Genomic DNA, 10,583 nt, shown 5'->3' with positions numbered 1-10,583 from the left:
CGGCCTCGATGCCGGGCGACCGGCGCGACGGTATCGCCCACGCAAGCTTTACAGCAAGAGTCTTGAAACTCTGAGCAAGAACTTTCAGCGCCAGGTGTCGCTGACGCTGTAGCCCGTTCCCGAACCGGTGCTGTAGGAACGGTTGCTGCCGGACTCCCAGGTCACGTTTCCGGAGGAGTCCTTCTTCACGTACTTGTACGCGAACGACGTCGACCTGGGCACGATGACCAGCCGGCCCCAGTACGGGTACGACGCCGAGGACAGCGGGATCGCGTCGGCGGTGTTCCAGGAGCCGAGGGAGGGGATGGAGCCGACGACGTACACGTTGGTGCCGTAGTCGGTGGTGGCGTTCACTCCGAAGGTCACGTCCGTGGCGTCGGTGTCGGCCACGTTCCAGGAGTTGTCGACCTCGACCGCCGACGTACCCGTCGCGAGTGCCCGGTTGGCATTGGACTCCCAGGTGACGTTTCCGGACGAGTCCTTCTTTATGTACTTGTACTCGATGCTCGTGCTCGCCGGAACGGAGACGTCGGCCTTCCAGATCGGGTAGCCCGACGACGACAGTTTCACCGCGTTCGCCGTGTTCCAGCTGCCGAGCGCCGCGACCGAACCGACCACGTACACGTCGGTGCCGGTGGTGGTCGAGGCGTACTCGTCGAAGGTCGCGGTGACGCTGGTGGAACCACCGCCGCCTCCGCCGCCACTGCCTCCGCCGCAGTTCACCGTGCAGATGTAGTTCGGGTCGTAGAAGGCGACCGCCGACTTCGCGGGCACGGTCAGGGAGGCCTTGCCGCCCGTGACGGTGACGGTGGTCGCGCCACCGTCGATCACGTTCGGGTACGCCCCGTCGGCCAGGCCCGTCGTGTATGTGTACGTGCTGGCGCCGGAGCTGTTGTTGATGGCGACGAAGCCCGCGCCACCCCTGCCGAAGCCGATGACGTTCGAGGACGGGGACTGCCAGTTGGCGACCGCGTAGCCGCTCGCCGCGTTGTGCCAGCCGATCATGCCGGAGACCGCGGTGTTGCGGTCGAGGCAGTACCAGCCGCTCGCGCAGTCGGTGTCGGTGACGAAACCGGCGGAGTTCGGCGGGGCCTCGTCGCTCTGGCTGAAGGTCCAGCCGGAGTAGACGGACGGGCGGCCGTAGCCCCGGGCCAGCTGGAAGACGTTGGCGAGGACCGCGGTGTCGCCGTCCTTGTAGCTGAGCGAGTAGCCGTTGCGCTCGGTGTCGTGGTTGGTGACGAAGGTGTTGGAGTTCGCCTCGGCCGTCAGGCCCCAACTGCTGCCGAAGCTGGACAGGTTGGCGATGTCGCCCTGGAACTGGGACTTCATCTGCGCGGCGAAGGTGAAGTCGAGGACGTCACCGGTGCCGTAGTACTCGTCCTGCGCGGGCGGGGTGCCGGGGTAGATCTCCTGCGTGATGTACGGCGCCGCACCGGAGGTCGTGGTGTGCAGTCCGGCGACGACGGCGCTCAGGTCGGCGGCGTCGATGTGCTTGGCCGCGTCGACACGGAAGCCGTCGACACCCAGGTCGATCTGCTGGTTGAGAAAGCCGATGATCTTCGTGCGGACGCCGCTCTCGGCGGTGTCCAGGTCGGGCAGGCCGAGCAGTTCGCAGTGCTGGACCTCGTACCGGTCGGACCAGTTGGAGATGGTCTTCGTGCAGTCGTCGCTGTCTGCGGGGTCGTAGTCGGGGGTGTCGTACTTGCTGGTGACGACCGTGCCGTTGTAGCCGGTGCCGGTCTGGGCGGCGGTGTGGTTGATCACGGCGTCCGTGTAGACCTTGATGCCGGCCGCGTGACACGTCTCGACCATGGTCCTGAACTGGGCCGCGGTGCCGAAGCGGCTGTTCAGGTTGTAGGCGTAGGGCTGGTAGACATCCCACCAGTAGTAGTTCGTCTGCTTCAACGACTCCGCGGGCGGGGCGACCTGGACCGCCCCGTAGCCGGCCGGGTCGAGGACGTTCACGCACTCGGCGGCGACCGACTTCCAGTTCCACTCCCAGAGGTTGGCGATCACATCGCCGTTGGGGATGCCGGTGTCGGAGACGGCGGCGTGGGCGGCCGGGGCGGGCAGCGCGGCGGCTCCGCCGAGGGCCAGCAGTCCGGCTGTGGCCAGGGGTAACGCCCGTGATCTGATCCAGCGCATGACGGCAACTCCTTGCGGGGGACGGAGGTGCGGGAACGCGGTCAACTGGGTTGCTGGGGAAGCGAGTTGACCGCGGTGCGAGAGTGGGCGCGGTCAAGGGGCCCCGTCAATACACGTGTTGGAAGTTCTTTCGACATCTTGCTGAAACCCGAACCAACGGATAGCTTCCGTTCCCCCCACCCGCACGACGAAGTGCAGGAGCACCCACATGGCAAGAAACATGGCCAGGAAGACACTTGCCGCCTCGTTCGCCCTCGCGGCGGGCCTGGCGGTCTCGGTGGCCCTCCCCCCGGGTGTCGCGGCGGCTTCCCCGCCCGGCACGAAGGACGTCACCGCCGTTCTGTTCGAGTGGAAATTCGACTCGGTCGCCAAGGAATGCACCAACACGCTGGGCCCGGCCGGTTACGGCTACGTCCAGGTCTCACCTCCCGCCGAGCACATACAGGGCTCGCAGTGGTGGACCTCGTACCAGCCCGTGAGTTACAGGATCGCCGGGCGGCTCGGTGACGCGACCGCCTTCCAGAACATGATCAACACCTGTCACGCGGCCGGCGTGAAGGTCGTGGCGGACACGGTCGTCAACCACATGGCGGCGGGTTCCGGCACCGGCACCGGCGGATCTTCGTACACGAAGTACGACTACCCCGGCCTGTACTCCTCGTACGACATGGACGACTGCACGGCGACGGTCAGCGACTACACCAACCGCGCCAACGTGCAGAACTGCGAGCTCGTCGGGCTCGCCGACCTGGACACCGGCGAGGAGTACGTCCGCAAGACCATCGCCGGATACATGAACAGCCTGCTCGGGTACGGCGTGGACGGCTTCCGCATCGACGCGGCCAAGCACATCCCGGCGGCCGACCTCGCCAACATCAAGTCACGGCTGACCAATCCTTCGGTGTACTGGAAGCAGGAGGTCATCTACGGCGCCGGGGAGGCGGTCCAGCCGACCGAGTACACCGGCAACGGCGACGTGCAGGAGTTCCGCTACGCCTACGACCTCAAGCGGGTCTTCAACAACGAGAACCTCGCCTACCTGAAGAACTACGGCGAGGGCTGGGGCTATATGAGCAGCTCCGTCGCGGGCGTGTTCGTCGACAACCACGACACCGAGCGCAACGGCTCGACGCTCAACTACAAGGACGGGGCGAACTACACCCTCGCCAACGTCTTCATGCTCGCCTACCCGTACGGCGCCCCGGACATCAACTCCGGCTACGAGTGGTCGGACGTGGACGCCGGCCCGCCCAATGGCGGCACCGTCAACGCCTGCTGGCAGGACGGCTGGAAGTGCCAGCACGCCTGGCCGGAGATCAAGTCGATGGTCGCCTTCCGCAACGCCACCCGGGGCCAGTCGGTCACCGACTGGTGGGACGACGGCAACGACGCGATCGCCTTCGGCCGCGGCGCCAAGGGGTACGTGGCCATCAACCACGAGTCGGGCTCGCTGACCCGGACCTATCAGACATCCCTCGCGGCGGGGACGTACTGCAATGTCCAGAACAACACCAGCGTCACGGTGAACAGCTCCGGGCAGTTCACGGCGACCCTCGGCACGAACACGGCGCTGGCGCTCTACGCGGGCAAGACCAGCTGCTGAGCGGCCTCCGCGAGCCGCGCGGAAGGCCGTACGAGAGCCCGTACCGAAAGCGCCGTATCGGACATACCCGATACGGCGCTTTCCTCTTTGCGACCCCTTTGCGACACCTTGCGGTAACGGGAACGTCACGCTTGCGGGATCTTGCGGAAATTTCCTTGCAACGTCTTTCGCAAGGACTTGCAGCGCTGTTAGTTTCCTCCCCAGCCCGGCGGCCGTCGATGGGACAGACGGCACCCGCGGTCCTCCCAAGGGAAGATCCGGGCAAACCCTCTTCTAGGAGTTCATATGCGACGTGGCATATCGATCGCCGCCGCGGTGACCGTCATCGCGCTGACCGCGACTGCCTGTGGTGGTTCCGACGACAACTCGTCGAGCAAGCCGAAGGCCGCCGGCGACATTTCCGGGACGATCACGTACTGGGACACATCGGACGCGGCGACCGAAGCCCCGACGTACAAGGCTCTCATCAAGAAGTTCGAGGCCAAGTACCCGAAGATCAAGGTGAACTACCAGAGCGTCCCGTTCAGCGACGTCGAGCAGAAGTTCAAGTCGGCGGCGAAGAGCGGCAAGGGCGCCCCGGACGTCGTCCGCACCGACGTCGGCCTGATGGCCGAGTACGCCTCGCTCGGTTACATCGCCCCGCTCGACGGCACGATCGCGCTGAAGGACACCTCGGACTTCAACTCGGGCCCGCTGAACACCGCCAAGTACAACGGCAAGACGTACGGCGTCCCCTCGGTCACCGACACCCTGGGTCTCCTCTACAACAAGGACCTCCTGAAGAAGGCCGGCATCGCGCAGCCGCCGACCACCTGGGACGAGTTCATCACCGACTCGAAGACCATCAAGAAGAAGACCGGGGCGTACGGCACCTACCTCAACCCGGACTCGTACTTCCTGCTTCCGCTGCTCTACAGCAACAACGCGGACATGGCCGACACCTCGGCCAAGAAGATCACCATCTCCGACGCCAACGCCGTCACCGCGATCACCACGGCGAAGAAGATCCAGGACGAGGCGTCGATGAAGGTCGACTACGCCAACGCCTACCAGAACATGCAGACGGCGTTCAAGACCGGCAAGGTCGCCATGCTGGTCCAGGGTCCCTGGTCGGTCAGCGAGGACCTGAGCGGCAGCGCCTTCAAGGGCAAGGAGACCAACCTCGGCTACGCGCCCGTCCCGGCCGGCCCCGGTGGCAAGGCCCAGGCGCCGACCGGCGGTCACAACCTCGCGGTCTACCAGGGCTCCAAGAACCTGGACGCCGGGTACCTCTTCACCCAGTTCATGACCTCGACCGACAGCCAGGTCGAGATCGCCAAGGGCACCGGCACGCTGCCGACCCGCAAGTCGGCGTACACGGCCGAGGTCACGGCGGACGCCAAGATCGCCGGCTTCAAGCCGATCCTGGAGCAGACCGCCCGTCCGCGCGTCGCGCTGCCGCAGGTCGGCTCGCTCTTCACGCCGCTCGCGCAGAACTACGTGAAGATCCTGCAGGGCAGCGAGGACGTCAAGGCCGGCCTCGACGCCACCGCCAAGGAGTTCCAGAAGCTCCTGCCCGGCTACACCATCGGCTGACCGGGCAACCCCTGATCCACCGGTAACCGAAGAACGCGCAGCCCCGGGGAACGTTTTCCCCGCTGCCGCCCCGAACGGGGCTCCCCCGGGGCTGCGGTCACCGGTTCCCTCAGGATCTCGGCGCCCACCTGATCCCGGGCCCACCGGGCCCCAGGGGCTGACCAGACCCCGGGTCCCGGATCCGAGGTCACCGGACCCTGGATCCCGGATCCACCAGACCCGGCCTCCGGACCCCGGGCCCACCGGGGCCCGGACCCCGGAACCTGGGCCCTGGGCCCACCGAGCCTCAGATCCACCAGACCCCCGGGTCCACCGGGGCCACGGGGTCACCGGACCCCGGGTCACCGGATCTCCCGAGCCCCAGACCTCCGCATTTCCGCCGCGAAAGAGCCGATGAGGATGACGACCGCAGCGAGCACCGAGAAGACCGACCAGCCAGCGCCCGGCAAGAACGCCGCGCGCCCCCCACGCGTTTCGGCGCTCCGGCGGTCCTGGGACAAGTACTGGTACGCCTGGGCCATGGTGACCCCGGTCGCCATCGTCCTCACCGTCCTCGTCCTGTATCCGCTCGGGTACGGCATCTACCAGTCGCTGACCGACGCCAACGAGTCGAACGTGGCGTCCACCATCGGCGCCTTCCACCGCCCGGCCACCTACAAGTTCGTCGGCCTCGACAACTACTGGCACGTGCTGTCGGGCGCCGACAGCGACTTCTACCCCCGCCTGCTGTGGACGGTCATCTGGACGGTGTCCTGCGTGACCCTCCAGGTCGGCATCGGCATGGGCCTCGCGGTGCTGCTCAACCGCAAGGTCCGCTTCCGCGGTTTCTACCGCGCCATGCTGATCCTGCCCTGGGCCGTCCCCTCGTTCATCGGCGTCTTCGCCTGGCGGCTGATGCTCAACTCCCAGTACGGCGTCTTCAACGAGATCATCACCGCGTTCGGCCTGCCGGCCCAGGACTGGCTCGGCACCCCGCTCGCCCAGAAGATCGCCGTCATCATGGTGAACGTCTGGATCGGCATCCCCTTCAACATGGTCGCGGTGCTCGGCGGACTCCAGTCCATCCCCAGGGAGCTGTACGAGGCCGCCGAGATGGACGGCGCCTCCCCCTGGCAGCGCTTCGTCAACGTGACGCTGCCCGGTCTGCGCCCGGTGTCGAACACGGTGATCCTGCTCGGCTGCATCTGGACGTTCAACATGTTCAACGTCATCTATCTGCTGCTGGGCAACAACACGAGCGGCGACGCCGACATCCTCGTCACCTTCGCCTTCCGCAAGGCGTTCACCGGCATCTCGGACTACGCGGGCGCGGCGACGTACGGGATCATCATCCTCGCCCTCCTGCTGGCCTTCTCGACCTTCTACCGCCGCAGCACCCTGAAGTCCGAGCAGGCGTAAGGAGCCCTCGCCATGACCGCAGCAACCCACGAGTCCTCCGCGACCGCCACCGCCGGCCGGTCCGCCGTGGCCACCCCCCGCAAGGTCCGCGGCCGCGAGGAACGCAGCCTCGGCTCCTCGATCGCCCTGCACGGCACGCTGATCGTCGCCACGGTGATCGCGGCCTTCCCGGTGATGTGGATCCTGTTCATCTCGCTCGGCCCGAAGAACGCCTGGCAGCAGCCGAGCGAGGTGTTCTCGCACCTCAGCCTGCACAACTACAGCGATGTGCTGTCCCAGACGGACCTGCCGAAGTGGTTCCTGAACACCGTCGTCGTGGCGGGCGGCACCACCGTGCTCGGCGTCTTCCTCGCGGCGACCGCCGGATACGCGGTGTCCCGGATGAAGTTCCCCGGCAGCAGGCAGCTGATGTGGACCTTCCTGGTCACGCAGATGTTCCCCAGTATCGTGCTGATCGTGCCGCTTTATCTCCTTATGTCCGAGCTGAACCTGCTCGACAACTACCTCGGTCTGATCCTGGCGTACGCGACGACGGCGGTGCCGTTCTGCGCCTGGATGATGAAGGGGTACTTCGACACCATCCCCAAGGAGATAGACGAGGCGGGCCGGGTCGACGGGCTCACCCCGTTCGGCACGTTCTGGCGGCTGATCGTGCCGCTGGCCAAGCCGGGCCTCGCCGTGACCGCGTTCTACAGCTTCCTCACCGCCTGGGGCGAGGTCGCGTACGCCACGCAGTTCATGCAGTCCGACCACTACACGCTCGCCGTCGGCATCCGCACCTTCGCGCAGGACCAGCGGCCCGACTGGGCGTGGACCTCGGCCACGGCGATCATCATCACCCTTCCGGCGGCCCTCGTCTTCATGTTGGTGCAGCGCAGCCTGGTCTCCGGTCTGACGGCCGGAGGCACGAAATCCTGACGGCCCGCCCGCACTTAGCGGACCCCTCGTACGCAGCAAGCGCCTCCGTCGTTCCCCCCGCACCCCTAAGGGAATCCATGACCCAGCACGTCACCGACGCACTGCCCACCGACGCCTCCTCCGCCGCCTCCGGGCGCCGGGAGTGGTGGCGCGACGCGGTCATCTACCAGGTCTATCCGCGCAGCTTCGCGGACGGCAACGGCGACGGCATGGGTGACCTGCCCGGCGTCCGGGCCCGGCTCCCGTACCTGAAGGAACTCGGCGTCGACGCGGTGTGGCTGTCCCCCTTCTACGCCTCCCCGCAGGCGGACGCGGGCTACGACGTGGCCGACTACCGCGCGGTGGACCCGATGTTCGGCAACCTCACGGACGCCGACGACCTGGTGCGGGACGCGCACGGGCTGGGGCTGCGGGTGATCGTCGACCTGGTGCCCAACCACTGCTCGGACCAGCACGAGTGGTTCAAGCAGGCGCTGCGCGAGGGCCCGGGTTCGCCGATCCGGGAGCGCTTCCACTTCCGTCCCGGCAAAGGTGAGAACGGCGAACTGCCTCCCAACGACTGGGAGTCCATCTTCGGCGGCCCGGCCTGGACCCGCGTCGAGGACGGCGAGTGGTACCTGCACCTGTTCGCGCCCGAGCAGCCCGACTTCAACTGGGACCACCCGGCCGTCCACGACGAGTTCCGCTCCATCCTGCGCTTCTGGCTGGACCTCGGCATCGACGGCTTCCGCATCGACGTCGCCCACGGCCTCGTCAAGGCGGCGGGTCTGCCGGACATCGGCCACGACGAGCAGGTCAGGCTGCTGGGCACCGAGGCCGTGCCGTACTTCGACCAGGACGGCGTGCACGAGATCTACCGCAGCTGGCGGCGCATCCTCGACGAGTACACCGGAAATGAGACAGGGCCCGAAGGGCCTTCCTTGGAAGGGCGGGGGCGGGAGACGGGCGGGCGCATCGCGGTGGCGGAGGCGTGGACGCCGACCGTCGAGCGCAGCGCGCTGTACCTGCGCCCGGACGAGCTGCACCAGGCGTTCAACTTCTCCTACCTGACCACCGGTTGGAACGCGGCGGACCTGCGCGAGGTCATCGACCGCTCACTCGGCGCCATGAACGCCGTGCACGCGCCCGCGACCTGGGTCCTCTCCAACCACGACGTGGTACGGCACTCCACGCGTCTCGCGGAAGGGGACGAGGCGCGTGGTCTGCGCCGGGCCCGGGCGGCGACCCTGCTCATGCTGGCGCTGCCCGGCTCGGCGTACCTCTACCAGGGCGAGGAGCTCGGGCTGCCCGAGGTCGTCGACCTGCCCGACGAGGTCCGCCAGGACCCGGCGTTCTTCCGCAGCGCGGGCCAGGACGGCACCCGCGACGGCTGCCGGGTGCCGCTGCCGTGGTCCGGCGAGGCCGCGCCGTTCGGCTTCGGCCCGGTCGAGGGCGGCCCGAGCTGGCTGCCGCAGCCGGCCTCCTGGAAGAACCTCACGGTCGAGGCGCAGGAGGGTGACCCCACCTCGACGCTGGAGTTCTACCGCAGCGCGCTCGCCGTGCGCCGCGAGCACCCGGCGCTCGGCGCGGGCCGCCAGGTGACCTGGCTGCCGACGCCCGACGGGGTCCTCGCCTTCCGCCGGGACACCGCCGAGGGCTCCTTCGTCTGCACGGTGAACCTCACCGCGGCCCCCCTCCCGCTGCCCACCCCGGGCACCCTGCTGCTCGCCAGCGCGGACGTCGAGCCGGGTGCCGAAACGACCGAACTGCCCGCAGATTCAACGGTCTGGTGGGCAGTCTGAGATGCGACCGGTACAGTCCAATCCTGTGACCACACGGCTTGCCGACATCGCAGCCCAGGCGGGGGTCAGCGAGGCGACTGTCAGCCGCGTCCTGAACGGGAAGCCGGGCGTCGCCGCGACCACCCGCCAGTCCGTCCTGGCCGCGCTCGACGTCCTGGGCTACGAGCGCCCGGTCCGGCTGCGGCAGCGCAGCGAGGGCCTGGTGGGCCTGATCACTCCGGAGTTGGAGAACCCGATATTTCCGGCCCTGGCGCAAGTCATCGGCCAGGCCCTGACCCGTCAGGGCTACACCCCGGTCCTCGCCACCCAGACGCCGGGCGGCTCCACCGAGGACGAGCTGACGGAGATGCTGGTGGACCGGGGCGTCGCCGGCATCATCTTCGTCTCCGGTCTGCACGCCGACACCTCGGCGGACATGCAGCGCTACGAGCAGCTGCGCGCCCAGGGCGTGCCGTTCGTCCTGGTCGACGGTTTCTCGCCGAAGGTCCAGGCGCCCTTCATCTCCCCGGACGACCGCGCGGCGATGGCCCTCGCGGTCACGCACCTCGTCTCGCTCGGGCACACCAACATCGGACTCGCCCTGGGTCCGAAGCGGTTCGTGCCCGTGCAGCGGAAGATCGAGGGCTTCGTGCGCACGATGCAGGAGCAGTTGGGGCTGAGCCCGGCCGACATCGAGGAGCGACTGGTCCAGCACTCGTTGTACACCCTGGAGGGCGGTCAGGCCGCGGCCACCGCCCTCATGGACCGGGCGTGCACGGCGGTGGTCTGCGCGAGCGACATGATGGCCCTCGGCGCGATAAGGGCGGCGCGCCAGCGGGGCCTGGAGGTGCCGAAGGACATATCGGTCGTCGGCTTCGACGACTCCCCCTGATCGCCTTCACCGACCCACCCCTGACGACGATACGCAAGCCGGTCCCGGCCATGGGACAGGCGGCCGTGCGGACGTTGCTGGAGGAGATCGGTGGAACTCCGGCGCCGCACAGTGAGTTCGTGTTCATGCCGGAGCTGGTGGTGCGCGGTTCGACCGCTTCGGCCCCTGGGGACCGGAATCGTCCCTGAGGAGGAGCCCGTACGTTGCGGGTAGGACTCCTCCTGTCGTAGAACGTGCGGCCAGGACCCAACCAAGGGATGATCGGTCGCGGAACGCTTTTCTGGCAGACTTT

Annotated in this window: 6 protein-coding genes and 1 pseudogene; 6 read left to right on the top strand and 1 reads right to left on the bottom strand. The window is 67.8% G+C overall.

Translation table 11 applies throughout. From position 1 onward, the window contains the following. Positions 1-84: 84 nt before the first annotated feature. On the bottom strand, positions 85-2,145 hold the full coding sequence (locus AQJ27_RS07060; protein ID WP_067363407.1) for a carbohydrate-binding module family 20 domain-containing protein: 2,061 nt from the start codon (positions 2,143-2,145) through the stop codon (positions 85-87). Between the two features lie 220 nt (positions 2,146-2,365). On the opposite strand from AQJ27_RS07060, the gene AQJ27_RS07055 reads away from it, so the two are divergent. The 6 genes and pseudogenes from AQJ27_RS07055 to AQJ27_RS07025 all read left to right on the top strand — a co-directional run bounded on the left by AQJ27_RS07055 (position 2,366) and on the right by AQJ27_RS07025 (position 10,479). After that, complete coding sequence (locus tag AQJ27_RS07055) at positions 2,366-3,748, top strand: alpha-amylase (RefSeq protein ID WP_067363405.1); 1,383 nt, start codon at positions 2,366-2,368, stop codon at positions 3,746-3,748. A 285-nt stretch (positions 3,749-4,033) separates the two neighbouring features. Then, positions 4,034-5,323 carry an extracellular solute-binding protein gene (locus AQJ27_RS07050; protein ID WP_067363402.1) on the top strand — a complete coding sequence of 430 codons (1,290 nt, stop codon included), beginning with the start codon at positions 4,034-4,036 and terminating at the stop codon, positions 5,321-5,323. A gap of 399 nt (positions 5,324-5,722) precedes the next feature. After that, positions 5,723-6,721, top strand: a complete 999-nt coding sequence (locus AQJ27_RS07040) for a carbohydrate ABC transporter permease (protein ID WP_096239813.1) — start codon at positions 5,723-5,725, stop codon at positions 6,719-6,721. Positions 6,722-6,733: 12 nt separating this feature from the next. Continuing rightward, positions 6,734-7,639, top strand: a complete 906-nt coding sequence (locus AQJ27_RS07035; RefSeq protein WP_054230821.1) for a sugar ABC transporter permease — start codon at positions 6,734-6,736, stop codon at positions 7,637-7,639. A gap of 77 nt (positions 7,640-7,716) precedes the next feature. Continuing rightward, positions 7,717-9,420, top strand: coding sequence for a glycoside hydrolase family 13 protein (locus tag AQJ27_RS07030; RefSeq protein WP_067363393.1), 1,704 nt, complete (start codon positions 7,717-7,719; stop codon positions 9,418-9,420). A gap of 25 nt (positions 9,421-9,445) precedes the next feature. Then, positions 9,446-10,479: pseudogene (locus AQJ27_RS07025) on the top strand (LacI family DNA-binding transcriptional regulator). Positions 10,480-10,583: the final 104 nt, after the last annotated feature.

The sequence above is a fragment of the Streptomyces olivochromogenes genome (genome assembly GCF_001514115.1).
Taxonomy (GTDB): Bacteria; Actinomycetota; Actinomycetes; order Streptomycetales; family Streptomycetaceae; genus Streptomyces; species Streptomyces olivochromogenes.
Note: the sequence above shows the minus strand (reverse complement) of the source record. Positions and strands in the feature narration are given on the sequence as shown.

Bases quoted from the DNA above. Each gene is read 5' to 3' on its own strand.
- AQJ27_RS07060 (WP_067363407.1), bottom strand. From the start codon at position 2,145: ATGCGCTGGATCAGATCACGGGCGTTACCCCTGGCCACAGCCGGACTG.
- AQJ27_RS07055 (WP_067363405.1), top strand. From the start codon at position 2,366: ATGGCCAGGAAGACACTTGCCGCCTCGTTCGCCCTCGCGGCGGGCCTG.
- AQJ27_RS07050 (WP_067363402.1), top strand. From the start codon at position 4,034: ATGCGACGTGGCATATCGATCGCCGCCGCGGTGACCGTCATCGCGCTG.
- AQJ27_RS07040 (WP_096239813.1), top strand. From the start codon at position 5,723: ATGACGACCGCAGCGAGCACCGAGAAGACCGACCAGCCAGCGCCCGGC.
- AQJ27_RS07035 (WP_054230821.1), top strand. From the start codon at position 6,734: ATGACCGCAGCAACCCACGAGTCCTCCGCGACCGCCACCGCCGGCCGG.
- AQJ27_RS07030 (WP_067363393.1), top strand. From the start codon at position 7,717: ATGACCCAGCACGTCACCGACGCACTGCCCACCGACGCCTCCTCCGCC.